Origin of the sequence: Rhizobium chutanense, from assembly GCF_002531935.1 — a bacterium.
GTDB lineage: Bacteria > Pseudomonadota > Alphaproteobacteria > Rhizobiales > Rhizobiaceae > Rhizobium > Rhizobium chutanense.
In genome coordinates this window covers 152,712-173,976 of the sequence record NZ_NWSV01000011.1, presented here as the reverse complement: position 1 = coordinate 173,976, position 21,265 = coordinate 152,712, and the positions used below count along the sequence as shown (strand labels likewise).

General features: G+C 62.9%; 19 protein-coding genes. 7 read left to right on the top strand and 12 right to left on the bottom strand.

The genetic code is table 11. The features are described 5' to 3' along the window. Positions 1–1,764 (top strand): beta strand repeat-containing protein (locus tag CO666_RS18600; RefSeq protein ID WP_143540324.1); only part of this gene is annotated, 1,764 nt, incomplete at its 5' end. 131 nt (positions 1,765–1,895) lie between these two features. On the opposite strand, the gene CO666_RS18595 is transcribed toward CO666_RS18600, so the two are convergent. The 10 genes from CO666_RS18595 to CO666_RS18550 all read right to left on the bottom strand — a co-directional run bounded on the left by CO666_RS18595 (position 1,896) and on the right by CO666_RS18550 (position 14,410). Next, entirely contained in the window at positions 1,896–3,221 is a 1,326-nt protein-coding gene (locus CO666_RS18595; RefSeq protein ID WP_097613674.1) for an NAD(P)/FAD-dependent oxidoreductase, read from the bottom strand. 255 nt (positions 3,222–3,476) lie between these two features. Further along, entirely contained in the window at positions 3,477–5,132 is a 1,656-nt protein-coding gene (locus CO666_RS18590) for an ABC transporter ATP-binding protein (protein WP_097613673.1), read from the bottom strand. Further along, the gene (locus CO666_RS18585) at positions 5,129–5,995 is read right to left on the bottom strand and encodes an ABC transporter permease (protein ID WP_097613672.1); all 867 of its coding nucleotides are present in this window, start codon (positions 5,993–5,995) and stop codon (positions 5,129–5,131) included. Before CO666_RS18585 ends, CO666_RS18590 begins: the two co-directional genes overlap by 4 nt. Next, positions 5,992–6,942 (bottom strand): ABC transporter permease, encoded by a 951-nt coding sequence (locus CO666_RS18580; protein WP_097613671.1) that lies wholly within the window; start codon positions 6,940–6,942, stop codon positions 5,992–5,994. Before CO666_RS18580 ends, CO666_RS18585 begins: the two co-directional genes overlap by 4 nt. A gap of 79 nt (positions 6,943–7,021) precedes the next feature. Continuing rightward, entirely contained in the window at positions 7,022–8,632 is a 1,611-nt protein-coding gene (locus tag CO666_RS18575; RefSeq protein ID WP_097613670.1) for an ABC transporter substrate-binding protein, read from the bottom strand. 64 nt (positions 8,633–8,696) lie between these two features. Beyond that, the gene (locus CO666_RS18570) at positions 8,697–9,410 is read right to left on the bottom strand and encodes an HAD-IA family hydrolase (RefSeq protein WP_097613690.1); all 714 of its coding nucleotides are present in this window, start codon (positions 9,408–9,410) and stop codon (positions 8,697–8,699) included. A gap of 597 nt (positions 9,411–10,007) precedes the next feature. After that, the gene (gene otnK / locus CO666_RS18565; RefSeq protein WP_097613669.1) at positions 10,008–11,288 is read right to left on the bottom strand and encodes a 3-oxo-tetronate kinase; all 1,281 of its coding nucleotides are present in this window, start codon (positions 11,286–11,288) and stop codon (positions 10,008–10,010) included. A gap of 3 nt (positions 11,289–11,291) precedes the next feature. After that, positions 11,292–12,068 carry a 2-oxo-tetronate isomerase gene (gene otnI / locus CO666_RS18560; RefSeq protein WP_097613668.1) on the bottom strand — a complete coding sequence of 259 codons (777 nt, stop codon included), beginning with the start codon at positions 12,066–12,068 and terminating at the stop codon, positions 11,292–11,294. A gap of 14 nt (positions 12,069–12,082) precedes the next feature. Continuing rightward, positions 12,083–13,024, bottom strand: a complete 942-nt coding sequence (gene ltnD / locus CO666_RS18555; RefSeq protein ID WP_097613667.1) for an L-threonate dehydrogenase — start codon at positions 13,022–13,024, stop codon at positions 12,083–12,085. 69 nt (positions 13,025–13,093) lie between these two features. Next, complete coding sequence (locus CO666_RS18550) at positions 13,094–14,410, bottom strand: MFS transporter (protein WP_097613666.1); 1,317 nt, start codon at positions 14,408–14,410, stop codon at positions 13,094–13,096. A gap of 201 nt (positions 14,411–14,611) precedes the next feature. On the opposite strand from CO666_RS18550, the gene CO666_RS18545 reads away from it, so the two are divergent. Then, complete coding sequence (locus tag CO666_RS18545) at positions 14,612–15,610, top strand: LacI family DNA-binding transcriptional regulator (protein WP_097613665.1); 999 nt, start codon at positions 14,612–14,614, stop codon at positions 15,608–15,610. Positions 15,611–15,626: 16 nt separating this feature from the next. Beyond that, positions 15,627–16,295, top strand: coding sequence for a 3-oxo-tetronate 4-phosphate decarboxylase (gene otnC, locus CO666_RS18540; RefSeq protein WP_097613664.1), 669 nt, complete (start codon positions 15,627–15,629; stop codon positions 16,293–16,295). 63 nt (positions 16,296–16,358) lie between these two features. Here otnC and CO666_RS18535 read toward each other — a convergent pair whose 3' ends face one another. Both CO666_RS18535 and CO666_RS18530 read right to left on the bottom strand, forming a co-directional pair. Continuing rightward, complete coding sequence (locus CO666_RS18535) at positions 16,359–17,402, bottom strand: tartrate dehydrogenase (protein WP_097613663.1); 1,044 nt, start codon at positions 17,400–17,402, stop codon at positions 16,359–16,361. A gap of 289 nt (positions 17,403–17,691) precedes the next feature. Then, on the bottom strand, positions 17,692–18,003 hold the full coding sequence (locus tag CO666_RS18530) for a hypothetical protein (RefSeq protein WP_097613662.1): 312 nt from the start codon (positions 18,001–18,003) through the stop codon (positions 17,692–17,694). A gap of 233 nt (positions 18,004–18,236) precedes the next feature. On the opposite strand from CO666_RS18530, the gene CO666_RS18520 reads away from it, so the two are divergent. The 4 genes from CO666_RS18520 (at position 18,237) to CO666_RS18505 (ending at position 21,157) form a co-directional block, all read left to right on the top strand. Next, positions 18,237–19,142 carry a LysR substrate-binding domain-containing protein gene (locus CO666_RS18520; RefSeq protein WP_097613660.1) on the top strand — a complete coding sequence of 302 codons (906 nt, stop codon included), beginning with the start codon at positions 18,237–18,239 and terminating at the stop codon, positions 19,140–19,142. A gap of 54 nt (positions 19,143–19,196) precedes the next feature. Continuing rightward, positions 19,197–20,318 carry an HPP family protein gene (locus tag CO666_RS18515; protein WP_097613659.1) on the top strand — a complete coding sequence of 374 codons (1,122 nt, stop codon included), beginning with the start codon at positions 19,197–19,199 and terminating at the stop codon, positions 20,316–20,318. Between the two features lie 41 nt (positions 20,319–20,359). After that, positions 20,360–20,638 (top strand): DUF6522 family protein, encoded by a 279-nt coding sequence (locus CO666_RS18510; protein ID WP_097613658.1) that lies wholly within the window; start codon positions 20,360–20,362, stop codon positions 20,636–20,638. 228 nt (positions 20,639–20,866) lie between these two features. Continuing rightward, a complete protein-coding gene (locus CO666_RS18505) occupies positions 20,867–21,157 on the top strand; it encodes a hypothetical protein (protein ID WP_097613657.1) in 291 nt (96 codons plus the stop codon). The last annotated feature ends 108 nt before the right edge of the window (positions 21,158–21,265 follow it).

Sequence of the window (21,265 nt, the reverse complement as noted above, 5' to 3'; positions counted from 1 at the left end):
ACGCTGACGGGCGGCGCGGGCGACGATACCTATGTCATCTCCACCGGTGACATCGTCATCGAGAATGCCGACGAGGGTATCGACACGGTGCAGACGGCCCTGGCCGCCTATACGCTGGGGGCCAATGTCGAGAACCTGACCTATGCCGGTACGGCCGCGTTTACCGGCATCGGCAATGGGCTCGACAATGTCCTCAAGGGCGGTGTTGCCGCCGACAAGCTCGCGGGGGCTGGCGGCGACGACACATTGATCGGCGGGGCTGGTGCCGACACGATGTGGGGCGGGACGGGTGACGACATCTATGTCGTCGATATTGCGACCGACTTGGTGATCGAGAATGCGAACGAGGGGACGGACACAGTCCAGACGGCGCTTGTGAGCTATACGCTCGGCAACAATGTCGAGAACCTGACCTACACTGGGTCCGCCAGCTTCACCGGCACCGGCAATGCGCTTGCCAACACGATCATCGGCGGCGCCGGCAATGACACGCTGAATGGCGGGGCAGGCGCCGACACACTGATCGGCGGAACGGGCAACGACACCTACATCGTCGATGATGCCGGCGACAGCGTCACCGAAGCCGCCGATGCGGGAACCGACACGGTTCGCACGAACCTGGCGAGCTACACGCTTGGTGCCAATGTTGAGAACCTGACCTTTGCCGGAACCGGGGCGTTTGCGGGCACGGGCAACAATCTCGACAACGTGATCACCGGGGGGGCAGGTGCCGATACCTTGGACGGAAAGGCAGGAGCAGACATACTGATCGGCGGAGCGGGCAACGACACCTATATTGTCGATGATCTTTCCGACGTGATCACCGAAGGGCTGAATGCAGGCAGCGATCTGATCAATACGACGCTTTCAAGCTATACGCTCGGCAACAATGTCGAGAACCTGACCTACACGGGATCGGCCGGCTTCACCGGCACCGGCAATGCACTGGCCAACGTGATCACCGGCGGCGCCGGCAACGACACGCTTGACGGCGGCGCCGGCAATGACACGCTGATCGGCGGTGCCGGCAACGACACCTATGTGGTCGACAGTGCGAGCGACGTCGTCACCGAGGCGGTCGGCGCCGGCACCGACGAAGTCCGCACGGCGCTTGCTAGCTATACGCTCGGCGACAATGTCGAGAACCTGACCTACACGGGCTCCGCCAACTTCACGGCTACCGGCAATGCGCTTGCCAACGTGATCACCGGCGGCGCCGGCAACGACATACTGGACGGTGGCGCCGGCGCCGATAGCTTGATCGGCGGGGCGGGCAGCGATACCTACCTCGTGGACGATGCCGGCGACAGCGTCGTCGAGAATGCCGCTGCGGGCAGCGACACGGTTCGAACGACACTGGCGAGCTATACGCTTGGCGCCAATGTCGAGAACCTCACCTATGCCGGAACGTCTGACTTCAGCGGAACAGGAAATTCGCTTGATAACCTCATCATCGGCGGGCAGGGGACCAATACGCTGACCGGTGGCGCAGGTAACGATATCCTCATTGGCGGGGATGCAGCTGACTTCTTCGTTTATTCGCCGAACTGGGGCCATGATACGATCATAGACTTCATGGCAACCGGCTCGGCGCACGACACGATCAGGATCGATCACAGCATTTTCGCGGATTGGGCGTCGCTCCTTGCTGCATCCAGTCAGTCTGGCAGCGATACGATCGTTACAGCCGATAGCGACAACACCATAACGTTGAAGAACGTGGCCGTATCAAGCCTGGACTCGTTCGACTTTCTGTTCGCGTGAAGCTGATCGAGCCTCCCCGGTGGAAATCATGCCGGGGAGGCCGTTCCCTCTCTTCGCGAGACCAGCGTCAGCGGGCGGAGCCGGGATCCGTGTGCGGCCGATGGCGATTTGCTTCGGCCGGGCGGCCGCATTTAAAAATCGGCCACTTTGCCCCAGGCGGACGTCCTGAAGCGGTCGGGATGATAGGGTTTGGGATCGACGATCGGCTCATCGCCTGTGACGATATCGGCAATCAGATGGCCGGCGCCCGGCCCGATGCCGAAGCCGTGGCCGCTGAAGCCGGCAGCCAGGATGAAACCCGGAAGGGTGGCGATCTCACCGATCCCCGGCACACCGTCCGGCGTGCTGTCGATATAGCCCGCCCAGGCCGCACTGATGCCGGTTTTTTTCAGGGCCGGCAGAAGCTCGAGCGCCCGCGCATGCGTCAGCGCAATGGTAGCCTCGTCGACCGCGGGGTCGAGGATGCGCATGCGCTCCATCGGCGTCGGGCTGTCGAGCCGCCAGCGCGCCAGCGACTCGTGACCGGAACGAAACCCCTCCAACCCGCCGGGTGCGAGACTGCGCCAGCGCCGGGCGAACATCGGCAGGAACTGCGGGGCGAAGCGGAACTGCTGCGGGGTGGGATCGACCCGGCCGCGGCCGCTGATCGCCAGCGTGTAGCCACCATCGCTGCGGCGGGTAGCGGAGACTGCAGATGTGTGCAGCGCGTCCGGCAGGCCGTTGGCGCCCGGTGAAACGGCAAGGATCGACGAGCGGATCGAGGCCTGCGGAAATCGAATGCCGAGCTGGCGGCAGAAGGAGGAGGCCCAGGCGCCGCCGGCCAGGATCGCGATTTTTGTCCGGATCGTGCCGTGCTCGCTGACGACGCCCGAGAGCCTGCCGCCTTCGATGTCGACGCCGCGGGCCGCACAGGACTGATGCACCGTGCCGCCGAGCTTCAGGATCGCGCGCGCGACGGCGGGTGCGGCCCGTGCCGGATCGGCGGTACCGTCGGTCGGCGAAAACACCCCGCCTTTCCACGAGGCGCCGGTGGCGCGCCCGCGTTCGGTTGCCTCTGCACCGCTCAGCATATGCGTTGTGACGCCGACCGATCGGGCGAAATCGCGCCAGCGAGCCCAGCCGGACAGTTCCTCGTCGCTATTGCTGAGATAGAAAAGGCCGCAGCGACGGAAGCCCGTATCCTCCCCGGTCTCTGCGGCGAAACGCTCCCACAGATCGAGGCTCTTCGTCGACATCGGCAGTTCACGGGCGTCGCGGTTCTGCTGGCGGCACCAGCCCCAGTTGCGGCTCGATTGTTCGGCGCCGATCAAACCTTTCTCGAGGAGTGCGACCTTCAATCCGCGCCGGGTGAGATAATAGGCCGCGAAAACACCGACGATGCCGCCGCCGATCACCACCGCATCGGCGGCAGTCGGCAGCTCCGGCGTGGTGTCGACGCGATCGAGCGGTGCGGGCATGGCAGGGTCTCCGTTTCCAGGATGTAGTCTAGCGGATCTGGCGCCACGCCTTTACCGCAGATCAGCCGGCGGCAGCAGAAGATTCCGTGTTGCTTGGAGGGCGACAGCCATTTGTGCTTCCGCCTGTGTCGCAGCGTCATAAGCGATCGCAAACGGAGATTGTGTGCAATGAGACTCGTTCGGATCGACGGAAAGATCCTTCACGTATCGCAGAGGAATGGCCGGGTCACGAACGAGTGATCACCGCGCCACCCCTCATTGCCGGCAATAGGCCCGGACTAGCTCAGGATCCTGCTGGAGCCCGTCGAGCCAGGCCGGATCGAGCGTCGGCACCGAGGAGAAGAGCAGTTGCGAATAGGGATGCGTCGGCGCCTTCACCGTCGAGGGCGTGATTTCCTCGACCTTCCGGCCGCCATACATCACGACGATCTCATCGCAGATCGCCTCCACCACCGAGAGGTCGTGGCTGATGAAGATGTAGGAGAGACCGAGTTCGCGTTGCAATTCCTTGAGCAGGTCGATCACCGCGGCGGCAACCACCGTGTCGAGCGCCGAGGTGATCTCGTCGCAGAGGATCAGCTTCGGATCGGCGGCAAGCGCCCGGGCGAAATTGACGCGCTGCTTCTGTCCGCCGGAGAGCTCTCCTGGCCGGCGATGGCGCAGGTTGCGGGGCAGGCGCACCATGTCGAGCAGTTGATCGATCCGGGTGTTTTGGGCCTGCCGATCCATGCGGTGGTAAAAAACCAGCGGCCTGGCGAGGATGTCCTCGACCGATTTTGCCGGGTTGAGAGCAGTATCGGCATATTGAAAGACGATCTGCATCTCGCGCAACTGGTCGCGCGAGCGCTCGCGGGCGCTGCGGTTGAGTTCCGTGCCATCGAAGACGATCTTACCGACCGCGGCCGGCAGGATGCCGGCGATGGTGCGGGCGAGCGTCGACTTGCCGCACCCGGACTCTCCGATGATGCCGAGATTGCGCCCTTTCTCCACCTTCAGGCTCACATGCTCGACCGCGCGCACGAGGGGGAGGCCGTCGGCCTGGGGCTGTCCATAGCCCGCAACGAGATCTTCGATCTTCAGAAGCGGCGCCGTCTCGCGCGCGACTGCGCCTTCTATGCCGCGCGATTTCGGCTCGAAGGCTGCGAGCAGCTCCCTGGTATAGGGGTGCTTGGCGTTGTTGAGGATCTCTTTGGTCGTGCCGGTTTCCTGGGTCTCCCCGCCTTTCAAGACCACGATGCGGTCGGCGATCTGCGCGACGACGGCAATGTCGTGCGAGACATAGACGCCCGATATGCCGCCCTTCTTCATGACCGACTTGAAAGCGCGCAGCACTTCGATCTGGGTCGTCACGTCGAGTGCGGTCGTCGGCTCGTCGAAGATGACGAGGCTGGGGTCGCCGATCAGCGCCATGGCGGCGGCCAGACGCTGCAGCTGGCCGCCGGAAACCTGGTGCGGATAACGGCTGCCGATCGTCTCCGGCTCCGGCAGGGACAGCGCCCGGAAGAGCTCGACGGCCCGGGCGCGCGCCTCCTCCGGCGACATCAGCTGATGAATACGGGTGACTTCGATCACCTGATCCATGATCGATGTGGCCGGGTTGAAGGCGGCGGCGGCCGATTGTGGGACATAGGCGACTTCGCTGCCACGCACCTTCGCCCGCTGTTTCGCGCTGAGCGTGACCATATCCTTGCCGCCGACCGAAACGCTGCCGCCGGAGATGCGGCAGCCCGCCCGGGTATGGCCCATGAGGGTGAGCGCAATGGTTGTTTTGCCCGAGCCGCTCTCGCCGATCAGCGCGACGATCTCGCCCTCGGCAACGTCGAGGCTGACGCCCTTGATGATCTCGACGCGCCGGCCGGAATCGGTGGTGGCCTCGACTTTCAGGTCACGGATTTCGATGAAATTGCTCATGAGACGCTCCTGTCGCGGACTTTCTGCGGCAGGTTGTCTATCAGCAGATTGACGCTAATCGTGAGGCTGGCGATGGCAAGCGACGGAAACATCACCGCCGGCGCGCCGAACGGCAGGCCGCCGATGTTCTCGCGCACGAGCGCCCCCCAATCCGCATAGGGCGGCTGAACGCCGAGGCCGAGGAAGGAAAGCCCGGAGAGCAGCAGAACGATGAAGACAAAGCGGATGCCGAGATCGGCAAGCACCGGCCCGACAATATTGGGCAGGATTTCCGAGCGAATGAGATAGAGGGTGCTTTCGCCACGGATGCGCGCGACCGTGATGAAATCCATCGCATTGATATTGACGGCGAGCGCCCGGGCGAAGCGGTAGGCGCCGGGGATGTAGATCACCGACAGCGTCAGGATCAGAACCGGCACCGAAGAGCCGACGGCGGCGACGACCACTAGGCCGAACAGCTTGCTCGGGATGGAATTCATGGCGTCGAGAAAGCGGCTGAGGATCGTGTCCAGCCAGCCGCCGGCGACGGCTGCGATCATGCCGAGCACCACGCCGCTGAAGCAGGCGATCGCCACCGCCGCCAGCGAGATGCCGACGGTATAGCGCGCGCCCATCAGGATCCGCGAGAGCATGTCGCGGCCGAGATAATCCGAGCCGAGCCAGAGCTGCTTGCTCATCGGGCCGAAATAGTCGAGATCGACGATGTCGCCGACGGGGTAGGGGATGAGCAAGGGCGCGAAAATCGCGATGAGCGCCCAGGCGAGAATGACGGCAAGGCCGATCGCTCCGACGATGTTGAAACGATAGCCAAACCGGGTTCCGGACGGCCGGCCGGAAGCGGTGACGGAACGGATCATGGTCATCGGAGCCTCGGATTGGAAAGGATGGCGATGATGTCGGCGATGGTGATCAAGAGCAGATAGCCCAGGCAGAAGATCATCGCGCAGCTCTGGATCAGCGGCAGGTCGCGGGTGGCGACGCCATCCAGCATCAGCTTGGCGATGCCGGGATAGTTGAAAATGGTCTCGACGATGATGACGCCTCCCAGCAGATAGGACAGGGAAAGGGCGACGGCATTGACGATCGGGCCCAGCGCATTGGGCAGTGCATGGCGAAAGACGATGCGCGGCCGCGACGCGCCCTTGAGCAGCGCCATCTCGACATAGGGCGTGTTGAGCGTCTCGATCACGGCCGCGCGCGTCATGCGGATCATCTGGGCAGAGACGACGAAGGTCAGCGTGATCACCGGCATGGCGTAGACGCGCAGGATGTCGCTCAGACTATGGACCTCATTGGCCAAAGAGAGTGCCGGCAGCCATTTCAGATAGACAGCGAAGAGGAGTGCGGCGGAGGTGGCGACCATGAACTCCGGCACAGAGATCACGCCGATGGTGATCACCGTGACGATCCGGTCGTAAAGCGTACCGCGCAGCATCGCTGACGTAATCCCGAGCGTCAGCGCGACCGGCACGGAGAAGAGCGCGGTGACGCCGGCAAGTTTCAGCGTATTGACGAAGCGGCCGGCAATGAGATCGGCGATCGGCATGTCGTTGGCATAGGAGGTGCCGAGGTCGCCCTGCAGCAGCCCGACGACCCAGCGCAGGAAACGGAAGAGGGCCGGCTCGTCGAGATGCATGGCCTTGCGCAGGCCTTCGACGGCCTCCGGCGTAGCGGCCTGACCGAGCAGGATGGTCGCCGTATCTCCGGGCAATAGCGTTGTCGCGAAGAAGACGGCGAAGGAGACGATCACCAGGGTGATCAGGGCGATGAGCAATCTGCTCAACACCAGGGACAAGACCTGGTGGTTCACGGGCGTCTCCCTTTTGGTTCGAGTTCAGTTCCGCAAGAACCGGGGTCTGCTGCTGCAGTCCCCGGTCCCCTTCAATCTATCAGGCTTCGAGCCAGACGTATTCCGCGAAGGCGTAGCCCATCTGGCCGCCGAGCGGGCTGGGCTCCAGGCCCTTGAGCTTGGCGGTGGTGGCATCGACGTTCGAGAGATAGGCCGGGATAATGGTGCCGGCTTCGTTGGCGATCATCACCTGCATCTCGTCGTAGATCGCCCGGCGCTTTTCCTGGTCGAGCGAGCCTCGCGCTTCGATCAGCATCTTGTCGAATTTCTCCGACTTGTACTGGCTCTCGTTCCAGGGAGCCTGGGAGGAGTAGAGCAGCGAGAACAGGATATCCGGCGTCGGACGGGGGTTGATATTGCCGAAGTGGATCGGCGCCTTGAGCCAGTAATTGTCCCAGTAGCCGTCGGAGGGAACGCGCTGGACATCGAGCTTCAGTCCGATTTCGGCGCCGGAAGCCTGGATGATCATCGCCATGTCGATCGAGGAGTTCGCCGCCTCGGAGGCGATCACCGGAATGGATTGGCCGAGGACGCCGGCCTTGTCGAAATGGAACTTCGCCTTGTCGGGATCGAAGGCCCGCGGCTTCAAATCCGCATTGCGGTAGAAATTGACAGGGGAAACCGGCTGGTCGTTGCCGACTTCACCGAGGCCGCGCAGGACCGACTTGACGATCTGCTCGCGGTTGACGAGGTACTTCATGCCCTCGACGAAGTCGTGCTTGCTGCCGGGATCCATGTCCAGCCGCATGTTGAGGTTGGTGTAGTTGCCCGATGTGGTCTTCGACAGGAAGAAGCCGTCACCCTGGGCCTCGACGAGGCGCATGGAGCGCGGATTGATCGAGGCTGCCAGATGGATGTCGCCCGACAGCAGCGCATTGACGCGGGCATTGTCGTCGCTGATTGCGAAATATTCGAAGGAATCGACGTTCGGGCCGGATTTCCAGTAGTTCTTGTTCTTGATCCCGACCGAGCGAACGCCCGGCTCGAACACTTCCTTGACGAAAGCGCCGGTGCCGTTGGCCTTGGTGAAATCGGTCGTGCCGTCGGAGACGATCATGAAGTGATGCATCGACAGGATGGTCGGCAGGTCGGCATTCGGATCGGCAAGGGTGATCTCGACGGTCTGCTTGTCGACGGCCTTGAAACCGGTCATCTGAGCGGCGATCTTGGCGACCTTCGAGCCGACGGACGGGTCGAGATGGCGCTTCAGCGAGAAGACCACGTCGTCGGCGGTCAGCGGCTTGCCGTCGTGGAAGGTGACGCCCTTCTTCAGCTTGACCGTCCAGGTCTTCGCATCCTTGGATTCGATCGCTTCGGCAAGCTCCATCTGCGGTGTGCCTGATTTGTCGAGGAAGGTGAGGCGGTTATAGAAGGAGCAGCACCGGACATAGTCGGTGGAGAGCGACGCCTTGGCGGGGTCGAGCGTATCGGCTGTGGAGGACGACCAGCCGGCCGCCTTGAGGGCGCCACCGGAAACGGGTGTCGCGGCAAGCGCCTTGCCGGCGCGGCCGAGCACGAGCCCGCCGGCCGACATGGCGACACCGCCCGCAAGCATCATATGCAGCAGCTCGCGACGGGTCGCGCCGCGGCGGATGGCGGTTTCGATCATGGCGTCGTCGGATGCGGTCCAATTGGTGATCTTGTCGTTCATCTCATTCCCCTTTTCTTCTGTGGCGGGCTGCCCGTTCCGGGGCGGGCCCGATCCGGTTTTAAAGTCAGGCGCGCGCGGCAGCCACGGCATCGGCCAAGCCTGCCATGGAGGTGAAGTGGTAATCGGGTTTGGTGAATTCGGCCGGCTCGATCGTGCCGCCGTAGCCCTTCTGGGCATGGCGCCGCTCGACCCAGCAATTGGTCAGCCCGAGTTTCCTGGAAATCCCGATATCGTGGTACTGGCTTTGGGCGACATGCAGGATATCGTCCTTTGAATGCCCTTCCGAGCCGATGTAATCGAACACCTTTTCGAAGAACGCCGGATCGGGTTTTTCGGTGCCGGTATCGTCGGCGGTGAAGGCGGCATGAAAGGGATTACCGAGTTCCTTGTCGAAGAAATCGAATGCCCAGCGGCGGGCGTTGGTCATCGCAACGAGGCGGTAATTCTTCGCAAGACTGGCGAGTGCGGCGGCGCTGTCTGCAAAGCCCCTCCAGCTCTTTGCCGAGTCCCGCAGCCGTTCGCCGTATTTTTGCTCGGCGGGCAGGCCGAGCTTCGGCGCGATCGCGAGATAGACGCGCACGAGGTCGTCGGGAAAGAGGTCGGCATCCCTGGAGTAGCGGGCGGCGCGGTAGAGGCTGAGCGCCTGCTCGCCGTCGACCGTGCGCCCTGCCTCGGCGGCGATCTCGGCGAGGCAGGCCTTGAGGCCGCCCTCGAAGTCGATGAGCGTGCCGACGACGTCGAAGGTCATATATTTGAATTCCGGAAGGCTCTTGCTCACGTGAATTCCCCAGTGTTCGGCTCTGGCGGGAGCACGGTTCTCGAAGAAGAATATTCTGTTCCCGTAGGCGAGATCTTTGTCCCGCTCTTGCATGGAAGGCCCCGCATCCGCCGGGATCCGCGCCCTTCACTGATGGTAGTGTGTCACCTGCACTGCGCCGTATTCTCCTGAAAGGCGGCATATGGCGGCACAAAATACCGAATCTGACGGTTTCGCGATATTCTCAGGCCTGCGTCGCGCACACGCATCCGGGTCTGCCGGCACCTCGTCCGGCGTCGAGCGCTTGCGCCGGACGAGGCTAGCGTTTCGATACGGCGGGCGGCTGCGCGCCCATGAGCGCCGGGGATAACGAGGTTGTTTTGAGGCCGCCCAATCGAAAACGCCGCGCACGCCCTGACGCCGTTTTCGCAGAGCTTCGGGGTTTCGGGGCCGATTGGGGCGCAGAGGCTTTTACTGCCGGGGGCGCCGAAGCAGCATGGACGGTAGGGCGCGGGTTCAAGCCCCGCGCCAGTCACCGATGAGCGCAATGGTTGATCGAGATGAATTGATCGTGCTCAGCTTATCCCTGGTTATTCCGGAATGGTCGAGTCCTTCGCGTCAGTGCATCATCGCCAGCGCTGCCGCAAAGAAATCTTCGCCTCCGAAGTTTCCTGACTTCAACGCCAGCAGCATGTCGCCCTGGGCATTGCCGACCGTGCGCAGCACCGGCACGCCGGGCGCAATCTCCGGCCCGATCAGAAATGCCGGAATGGCGAGCCTGTCGACGGCGGCGCCCGAGGTTTCGCCGCCTGCGACCACAAGGCGCTTTACACCTCTCTCCACCAGTTCGGCTGCGATGATCGACGTCGCGGTCTCGATCGCGTGGCCGGAGGCCTCGCGTCCATAGAGCGATTGCAGCCGGGACACGGTTTCCGGTGCGGCGCTCGCGGCAACCACGACGGGGCCGGTGGCAATGCGGTCTCCGGCCCAGGAAATCGCCGCGGCGATCTCGTCCGGGCCGGCAAGCAGCCGCTCCGGATCGAGGCGCAGCACGGGCATCGACCGTTCGGCGACGTCGAGCTGGCGCAGCGTCGCCTTGGAACAACTGCCGGCAACGATCGCGGAAAGCCCGCCGACGGGGCGCATGGCGTCCGCCGTTGTTGCGCCGCCGGCCGATATCCGGCCGGAGCGGACGATCGCGCGGGCAAGGCCGAGGCCGAGGCCGGAGGCACCTGTCGACATCGGTGTTTCCAATGCGATCTCGCCGAGTGTTTCAAGATCGCGTTCGAAAATCGCATCGGCGATGGCAAGCGTGACGCCTGCCGTGCGCAAGGCATCGAGCCTTGCCCTGACGGCATCAGGTCCGGCCGCGATGGCTGTGAGATCGATCAGTCCGACAGCGCCATGCGATTGCCGGGTGAGCACTCGCACGAGATTGGCGTCATGCATCGGATTGAGGGGGTGGTCCTTGAGCGGGCTTTCGTTCAACGGCTGGCCGCCGACGAAGAGATGGCCGAGATAGACAGTGCGTCCGGTTTCCGGAAAGGCGGGTGTCACCAGTACGATGCCGCCGCCGGCCGCCTCGCTCAATGCCTCGGTGACCGGACCGATATTGCCGGCATCGGTGGAATCGAAGGTCGAGCAGATTTTATAAAGCACATGGCCAGCACCCCGCTGGCGCAGCCATCGCTCGGCGCTGCTCGCCGCAGTCACGGCCTCCGGGGCCGGGACGGAGCGGATCTTCAGGGAAACCACCACCGCGTCGACATCCGGCAGTGCCAGCGACGGATCGGGGATGCCGACCGTCTGCACCGTACGAAGGCCGTTTTTCGTCAGCGTGTTGGCGAGATCGGAGGCGCCGGTATAGTCGTCGGCGATTGATCCGAGCAAAATAGCCATCGTCTAGCTCCGTGCAAAAGGTTTGAACCAGCCAAGCCCGTCCAGCGTATGGGCGCGGGGGATATATTCGCAGCCGATGAAGCCGGCATATCCCAGGCGGTCGATTTCGCCGAACAGATAGGGATAGTTCAGTTCCTCCCCGTCCGGCTCGTTGCGCGACGGCACGCTGGCGATCTGGATATGGCCGGTGATCGGCAGCAGGCGCCGCAGCGTCATGACGACGTCGCCGTGGATGATCTGACGGTGATAGATGTCGAACTGGAGTTTCAGGTTCGCCAGGCCGCTTTTGGCAATCAGCCGCTCGGCGGCGCCGAAGTCGTTGAGGAAGTAGCCCGGCATGTTTCGGCCGTTGATCGGTTCGAGCAGGAGATCGATGCCCTTTTCCGCAAGCCGCTCGGCCGCGTAGGTGACGGAGCGCTGATAACAGGCGGAGGCGTCCTGGTCATGAGGGTCGGCGATGCCTGCCATCAAATGCAGCCGCCCGACACCCGTCGCCGCCGCATAATCCAGCGCCCGCTCGACATCGGCTTTAACAGCATCGAAGCGTCCGGGAAGGGCGGCGATGCCACGCTCGCCGGCTGCCCAGTCGCCCGGCGGCAGGTTGAACAGGGCCTGCTGCAGATTGTTGCGGGCAAGCCGCTCGGCGATTGCCTCCGGCGTGGCTTCATAGGGAAAGAGGTATTCGACGGCGGCAAAGCCGGCATCGGCTGCGGCGTCGAAACGGTCGAGGAATGCCCATTCGTTGAACATCATCGTCAGGTTGGCGGCGAAAACCGGCATGTCTAGCGCTCCCTCTACAGGCTCTGCGGCTCTTTGGCGGAGCCCGGCAATTCTGCGCCGGAAAGCTGGGCATAGAGCCGGGCGAGCGAGGAATCGTCGTCACGGCCCATGCCGGCGCCCGCGGCGGCCAGGTACATCTGCAAGGCGGCTGCCGCGAGCGGCACCGGGTAGCGCTCGGAGCGGGCCATATCCTGGACGATGCCGAGATCCTTGACGAAAATCTCGATGCTGCTGAGCGGCGTATAATCGCCGGCCAGCACATGCGGCACGCGGTTTTCGAACATCCACGAATTGCCGGCCGAAGCCGTGATCACCTCATAGACTTTGTCGAGATCGAGGCCCTGTTTGGCGGCAAAGCTGATCGCCTCGCAGGCGGCGGCGATGTGCACGCCGGCGAGAAGCTGGTTGATCATCTTGAAGGCCGCACCTTTGCCGGCTGCGTCGCCAAGCTCGTAGACCTTGGCGGCCATGGCATCGAGTCCCGGGCGCGCCGTGTCGAAGGCCTGCCTGGAGCCGGACGCCATGATCGTCAGCGCGCCCTGTGCCGCCTTGGCCGCACCGCCCGAAATCGGCGCGTCGAGATAATGCAGGCCGAGAGCCTCCACCCGTTGCGCCAGATCGCGCGCGACGGCGGGATCCATGGTGGCCGACGAGATGAAGACCGCGCCGGGCTTCATCGCATGCGCGACGCCTTCGGGCCCGAACAGCACGGCCTCGGTCTGCGCGCCGTTGACGACCACGGAGACGACTATGTCGGCGCCCTTTGCCGCATCGGCGGGGGTTGGTGCGCCACGCCCGCCCTCGGCGATAAAGCGGTCCACCGCCGCCGGCGTGATGTCATATCCGACGACGTCGAGACCGGCGCGCTTCATCGACCGGGCCATTCCGAGCCCCATGGAACCAAGACCAATGACGGCCGCGACGACGGAGCCCGGGTTTTCAGCAAGCGGTGACATCAGGAGATTCTCCAGTCTCATGAGGAAAGATCTGTGTCCCTCCGGGAATCCTCCCGGAGGGGCTATAATTCAGCGATTGACGCTTTTCGCCGGAACCGTCAACACGGCCACAGAACCAATAACCAGCGCAGCCGCCAGCAGATACATGCCGGCGCTGTTGGTGCCGGTGAAGTCCTTGAGATAACCGACCAGAAACGGCCCGAGAAACCCGGCGAGGTTGCCGACCGAATTGATCCAGGCGATGCCGGCCGCAGCGCCTGTGCCGGCCAGAAAGGCCGTCGGAAGCGACCAGAAGAGCGGCGCGCAGCTGATCGCACCCGCCGCCGCCAGTGACAGGCAGATGATCGAGACCGTCGTGCTCGTCGCCATGGTCGCCGCGACAAAACCGCCTGCGGCGATGAGAGCCGGCACGATGAGGTGCCAGCGGCGTTCGCGCAGCCTGTCGGCGGAACGTCCGAGCGCCAGCATGGCGACGAATGTGCAGATATAGGGGATCGCTGAAATCAGGCCGATATTCAGGTTTCCGCTGACGCCCGAGGCCTTGACGATGGTCGGCATCCAGAAATTCAGGCCATATTGCCCGAGCACGAAGCAGAAATAGATCAGGCACATCAGCCAGACGCGGCGGTCGGCCAGTGTTGCGCCGATGCTGTGCGGACTTGCGGTCTTCGCCCGGTTTTCCGCCTCGATATTGGCCGTCAGCACACGCTTTTCCTCATCGTTCAGCCATTTGGCGCCCTGGATCGTATCATCAAGATAGAAGAAGGTCGCGACGCCGAAAAGAAGGGCGGGAATGGCTTCGATCAGGAACATCCACTGCCAGCCGGAGAGCCCGTGCGTGCCATGGAAACTGTCCATCAGGAAGCCTGAAAGCGGATTGCCGAAAATGGCCGATATCGGGATTGCCGACATGAAGGTGGTGATGATCCTGGCGCGGCGATGGGCCGGATACCACGCTGTGAGATAGAGAATGATGCCGGGGAAAAATCCGGCTTCGGCAACGCCCAGCAGGAAACGCAGGATATAGAAGACGGTTTCCGACGAGGTGAACATGAAGGCGGCGGATATGATGCCCCAGGTGACCATGATGCGGGCGATCCACACCCGCGCGCCCACCTTGTTCATGATGACGTTGCTCGGCACTTCAAACAGAAAATAGCCGATGAAGAAAATGCCGGCGCCGATGCCGTAGGCGGCCTCGGAGAGGCCGAGTTCGCTCGACATCTGCAGCTTGGCGAAGCCGACATTGACGCGGTCGAGATAGGCGACCACGTAGCACAGCATCAAAAAGGGTACGATGCGCCAGAATACCTTGCCATAGGCACGGTCCTCCGCCTCCTCGGCGGTATATGCGCCAGCGATTGGCGCCTGCGTCTGCAGTGTCATGATTTTCTCCTCCTGTTGTTGCCGCGGTCCCTTGTCGATCCTCTCGCGGCACGCAGCGCCATATTTTGGCAGCGCTGCCAATCCCCAATAATTCATTTTGGCAGCGCTGCCAACAGCAAATTGGTAGCGCTGCCAAAAAAATCTTGCTTCTTGGCGCGAGCAATGAAAAATGGTGAGGGATAAGCTGGGTTCGATGTAACGATGGAATTCAAACATCAGGCGACGGTCACGCTGGCCGAGGTCGCGGAAGCGGCCGGCGTCGGCGAAAGCACGGTGTCGCGCGTGCTGCGCAATCACGGTTCGTTTTCCGGCAGGACGCGGGAACGGGTGATGGCTGCCGTCGAGCGGCTGGGCTATGTGCCGAACCGGATTGCCGGGACGCTGGCCTCCACCGGTTCGCGCCTGGTCGCCTTCGTCATTCCCTCGCTCTCCAATATCGTCTTCCCCGATGTGCTGCGCGGCGCTAGCGCCGTTCTGGAGGAAAACCGGTACCAGGCGGTGTTCTCCGTCACCGATTATGATCCGGGCCAGGAGGAAGCGCTCGCCGCTGCGATGCTCGCCTGGCGGCCGGCGGCGGTCATGCTGGCGGGATACGAACATACCGAGGGAACCGTGAAGATGTTGCGCGCCAGCGGCTGCCGGGTCGTGGAACTGCTTGACCTGGACGGAGATGCGCTCGATATCGCCGTCGGCTTCTCGAACCGCGCGGCCGGGCGGGAGAGCGCTACCTTCCTGCTCGAACGGGGCTATCGCCGGATCGGCTATGTCGGTCACGATCTCAACCGCGATACCCGCGCCGGCAAGCGGTTTTCAAGCTTTTGCGCGACGCTTGCGGCCCGTGACGCCCCCCTCGTCGGCCGTGAAATTGTCGCCGGCGCTTCGTCCGTCGAAAACGGCAGGTTGGGGCTGCAGCGGCTGCTTGCCCGGATAAGCGATCTCGATGCGGTTTATTTCTCCAACGACGATATGGCGCTCGGCGGCTATTTTCACTGTCTGGCAGAAGGGATCGCCGTTCCCTCGAAGCTCGCTATTTTCGGCTATAACGGCCTCGATATCGGCCGGGCGATGCCGCAGCCGTTGTCGACCATCCGGACGCCGCGCGTGGCGACGGGAAAGATAGCCGCACAACTGGTCGTCGCCAACGCGCCGCCTCAGACCGTCGATCTCGGTTTTGAACTGATCGAAGGGGCAACTGCTTGATATTGGAGGAAGTGTGATGTCCGACGCGCGCCAGCGTGAAGAAATCTGCCGATACGGCCGCTCGTTGTTCGAGCGCGGGCTGACGCCCGGTTCGTCGGGCAACATATCGTTGCGGCTGGAGGATGGCGGCTGGCTGGTGACGCCGACCAACGCCTCGCTCGGTTTTCTCGATCCGGCACGGATCTCCAGGCTCGATAGTGAAGGCCGGCTCCTGTCCGGCGACAAGCCGACCAAGGAAATTCCGCTGCACACGGCCCTTTACGATACGCGCGGCAGCGCCCGCGCCATCGTCCATCTTCACTCCACCCACGCGGTGGCGCTGACCATGCTGCCGGAGATCGATCCGCGTGCCGTCCTGCCGCCGATGACGCCATATTATCTCATGCGCGCCGGCGAAACCGCGCTGGTGCCCTATTATCGTCCCGGCGACCCTGCGGTGGCCGACGCCATTCGCGGGCTGGCGGGCAAATATTCGTCCGTGCTTCTGGCCAATCACGGACCGGTCGTTGCCGGCGACAGCCTGGAAGCGGCCGTCTTTGCCACCGAGGAACTGGAGGAAACCGCGAAGCTCTATCTGCTGTTGCGCAACCTTAATCCGCGTTTTCTCACTCCGGCGCAGGTGGCCGATCTCGTCGATACGTTCGGCCTCGAGCTTCCATCGCATCACCATCACGACGATGATTGAAGCTGTCGCTTGGCTTCCAGGCGTTTGATCGCAGAATCCGCTGCTCACTGATGCGGCAATATTCTAGTCGAGCGCCGAAAGCACCGACGACGTGATTGCGTCCGTCTTGTCCTTGCCCGGAATTGAGCCGATGCCGCGTGCCGTCGTCGCCTCGATTGCCGCCATCACCTTTCCGGCTGCAGCCGTTTCTCCCAGGTGCTCCAGCATCATGGCGCCCGACCAGATGGCGGCGATCGGGTTGGCGATGCCGAGATGGGCGATGTCAGGCGCCGAGCCGTGGACGGGCTCGAACATCGACGGCGCCGAGCGATTGGGATTGATGTTGGCGGAAGCCGCAAAGCCGAGCCCGCCCTGGATGGCGGCGCCGAGATCGGTCAGGATGTCGCCGAACAGATTGGACGCGACGACGACGTCGAGACTGTCAGGCGCCATGACCATACGGGCGGCCATGGCGTCGATATGGTAGCTTGTCACCTCGACATCGGAATATTCCGCCGATAGCCTCTGGGTGATCTCGTCCCAGAAAACCATCGAGTATTTCTGCGCGTTGGACTTTGTCACCGAGGCCAGCTTGCCGCGTCGCGCACGCGCTTGCTCGAAGCCGAACCGCAGGATGCGCTCGACCCCCTTGCGGGTGAAGACCGAGGTCTCCACAGCCACCTCGCTGTCGGTCCCCTGGTGGACGCGGCCGCCGGCGCCGGAATATTCGCCTTCGGTATTTTCGCGAATACAGAGGATGTCGAAATTCTCCGACCGCAACGGTCCCTGCACACCCGGCAGCAGCCGGTGCGGACGGATATTGGCATATTGCACGAAAGCCTTGCGGATCGGCAGCAGAAGTCCGTGCAGCGACACGGAATCGGGCACTTTACGCGGCCATCCGACGGCACCGAGCAGAATGGCGTCGAAGGAACGCAGCGTTTCGATGCCGTTGGCGGGCATCATGCTGCCGTGCTCCAGATAGTAGTCGCAGGACCAGGGATAGCTTGATACAGCGAACGAAAATCCGTTTCGTGCCGCCACCTTTTCGAGCACTGCCTTGGCTGCCGCAGTCACGTCGCGGCCGATGCCGTCTCCTGGCAGAAGGGCGATCTTGTAGGTCTTCATGGCAGGTCCTCACAGGCTGATGGGCAGGCTCTTGCTGATGCGTTCGGGAGATGAGCTCTGCGGCCGGTGCCCGTCGATGCAGGCGGTCAGCGTTGCGCCGCGGCACTCACTGTAGAGCGAGGCTCAGGCTTTATTTGCCGAAAGCGGCCGGGATTTGGTGGATCGTTGTTTTTGCGCAGGCATCGCCGGTGAATTGTATCGAACGATCTGGACTAGCCTGGATCGAGACGTTTCCGGATGCCCATCGCTCTTCGTCATCCGTGGCGCCGTCGCCCGGAAAGCGCGTGGCTCAGTTGATCGAACGCAAGCCCAGATAGGTCGCCAGGCTGAGCGCGGAAAGCGCGATCGTCAGTTTGGGCCGCCCGTCGTCGAACATGGCGGCCAGCGCCAGGCCGATCATCAGGATGACGGATTTGGCCCAAAGGTCCTGATCGGAGACGGTGAAGGCCAGTGTCGCCAGAAAGACGGCGCTTGCGACGATCGTCACGGGTGCAGACTTTTCGGCGAGATCGCCGCCCGGGAAATAGGGCAGAAGAAAGCGCCGCATGCTCAAGCCGGAGGCGATGCTGAGAAGAAGACAGGTCAGGACAAGATGCAACATGAGGTCGGCGCCGATCGATCTGCAGATGGAATTGCGGATGCAAACCCCGTGCCAGCCTCAAACGCTCGAATCGTCATGCGGCAGAGACAATGTCGCGGCCTGCCTGGCTATTTCCTCGGCGTCGCGATCCTTTTTTCGGCAACCGCTTCGCGATGAAACCGGCTTGAGCTATGCAGATGATTTTTATATAGAGAATTATCTTTCTGTTTAATTCCGGAAACGAGATCCTTTCATTGGACCTTTCGTCGATCGAAATCTTCCTCGCCGTTGCCAGCGATCGCAGCGTCACCAAGGCGGCCAAGGCCGTCGGGCGGGTGCCGTCGAATGTGACGACGCGCATCCAGCAGTTGGAGGAGGACCTCGGCGTTTCCCTCTTCAGCCGTGACGGCAAGAAGATGACGCTGACGCGGGAGGGCGAGACGTTTCTTGCCTATGCCAACCGTCTGATGGCGCTTGCGCTCGAAGCGCGCCAGGCCGTACGGCCTGTCGCCCCGTCGGGAACATTGCGCGTCGGCACCATGGAAAGCACGGCGGCGAGCCGGCTGCCGGCGGCGCTGACGCAATTCAATCGGATGTGGCCGGATGTGTCGCTTCATTTGACGATGGGCGCATCCCGCGATCTCGCCCGTGCCGTCGTGGCCGATGCGCTGGATTGCGCGCTGATTGCCCGACTGCCGAAGGCGATGCGCGGGGAAGACGAGGGTTTCGATGCCGAACTCAGAGGGCTGGAGATTGAGCCCGTCTTTGTCGAAGAGCTGTTGATCGTGCTGCCGCCCGGGCATCCGGCGATCAAATCCGCTGCCGACCTCCGCGTCGGCGCGATTGCCGCTTTGGAACCCGGCTGCACCTATCGCAGGATCGCCGAAAACTGGGCACGCAAATCGAGCGCCCTGCCGACCAGCGAACTCGGCTCCTACCATGCGATTCTGGCAAGCGTTGCGACCGGCAACGCCGCCGGCGTCATGCCGAGATCAGTGCTCGACCTCATGCCATTGCCGACCCCTGTCCAGACTCATCAGCTGGGGCCCATCGAGACGCTGCTCGTCTACCGCAAAAATGACCGTCCCAGCGCGTTCCATGCATTTCACGAAGTTCTCGGCGCTGGGAAAGGCAGAGATATCAGGCTGGCGACAAACTAGCCTGACCGCTTTCCCCCATCCGCCGGATAATCCTCGCTCCAAATTGGTCTTGTCATGCAGTATCCCGTTTCCCCGAAGGTGAGACCGAGCCGCTTCCGCCTGTTTTCACCGATCTTGGCCGGCGCGACCTTGCGGGAGCGGTTGATCGCATGTCTCGGCGCTTTGGTGGCCATTGGCCTCACCGGCGTCATCAGCGGCTATCTGTTCGGGCAGGGGCCGCATCTTCCCTTGATCGTTGCGCCGATGGGCGCCTCTGCGGTGCTTCTTTTCGCGGTGCCGGCCAGCCCGCTTGCGCAGCCTTGGTCGATCATCGGCGGCAACACTATCTCCGCGCTGATGGGAATCATCGCCGCCTATTTCATCCGCGACCCGATCATTGCGACCGGCGTCGGGGTATCGCTTGCCATCGGCGCGATGTCCTTCACGCGGTGCCTGCATCCGCCGGGAGGAGCCGCAGCCCTTACCGCCGTCCTCGGCGGCCCTGTCGTTGCCGGCTGGGGATTTCTCTTTCCCTTCGTGCCCGTCGCCCTGAACTCCTGCATCCTCGTCGGTCTTGGTCTGCTGTTCCACAAGCTTTCCCGGCGAAACTATCCGCATGTGGTGCCGAAACCTGCGGAAAACACCCATCGCACGATCGACCTGCCGTCCGCCGTGCGGGTGGGTTTTCGCGAAGAGGATGTCGATGCCGCCCTTGCGGCGCTCGACGAAACCTTCGATATCGATCGCGCCGATCTCGGCCGCCTGCTGCAGCAGGTCGAGTTGCAAGCGGCGATCCGGTCGAACGGCAAGATCAACTGTGCCGATATCATGTCGCGGGACGTGATCGCCATCGGCGAAGCTGCAGAACCGGATGCCGCACGGCACCTTCTCCTGAAGCACAATATCCGTACGCTGCCGGTGAAGGACCCGGAGGGCCGCCTGATCGGCAGCGTCGGCTTGCTGGAATTGTCGACCAGCAGCGATACGATCGCAGGTGCAATTTCAAAACCGGCGGTGGCAAGGCCTTCGGATCCGGCGCTGTCGCTGCTGCCCGTTCTGACGGACGGGTGCACGCATGCCGTCATCATCGTCGATGATGATTATCGGATCCTCGGCCTGATCTCGCAGACCGATCTCCTGAGCGCGGTGGCGCGGCTGCTGCCGAACGACAGCGCCTCGATCTCGGCCGTGGCCTGAGCGATTGATGTAGATTTCCAAGCAGAAGGGAGAGTGAGCCGGTGTTGATCGAGCGCGACCCGAATGGTGATTTTATCCTCGACTCATCCGAACTCGCGGAACGGTTCGGGCTGTCGCTGGCCGATCTGCGCCGTCACATGCGGCATGGCTCCGTCGTCAGCACCGTGGAAATCGGCACTGGTGAACACGAGGGTACCAAGCGGGTGTCGCTTCGGCTCGGCAACAGGCTTTGGCGCGCCGTTCTGAACGAAGACAATGAAGTACAACAGGAACAGATGACCGTTTTTCGAGGGAAAACCTCCGGGCCGCACCTTCGCTGATGCCATCCCTACTTATGACGGCTTGCTGGGGTCACTTTGCAGCTCTGACCGCAGGCACGGGATTGCGCGGCCGCTCGCCGTTCCGGAGAGTCCGCGCGCCGCCTCAACACCAGTCAGCCCCTCCAGGGAACAGAAGATCGACTCCTGCGTTCGCAATAGTAGCGCGTTGGTGATCGAAGCTCGATGAACTCGGTCGCCGTCCCACATCTCTTGGAGTGAGTGACGGAAATGGAAGAAATCACCAGTCTCATCAGAGACCTCAGCGTCGAGGAGCGCGAGGAAATCTTCATCGATATCGCGCGTATGCTGGAGGGTACGGCGCGTGAGGCGCTGGTCGAGGGCAATACGCATTTCGCGGCAATTTCCAACGACATGGCCGAAGCGATCCGTATCAACGCCGATGAACTCGCCCGCGATGATCCCGAGAATGCCGAACTCGTCTTGCAGCAGGCAACGGCGATGATCTCGCAATTCGAAGCCGTCCACCCCTATCGCATGGTGAGCATGGCCGTTCATTGATCGTCCGCCGGACGGCCCCGGCTCGCTCGCACTCAAATCCCAGGTGGCCCACGCGGAACTCTCGCCGTCCGCAGGGGTTATCGGATCACAACAGCGAAGGTGATCCAT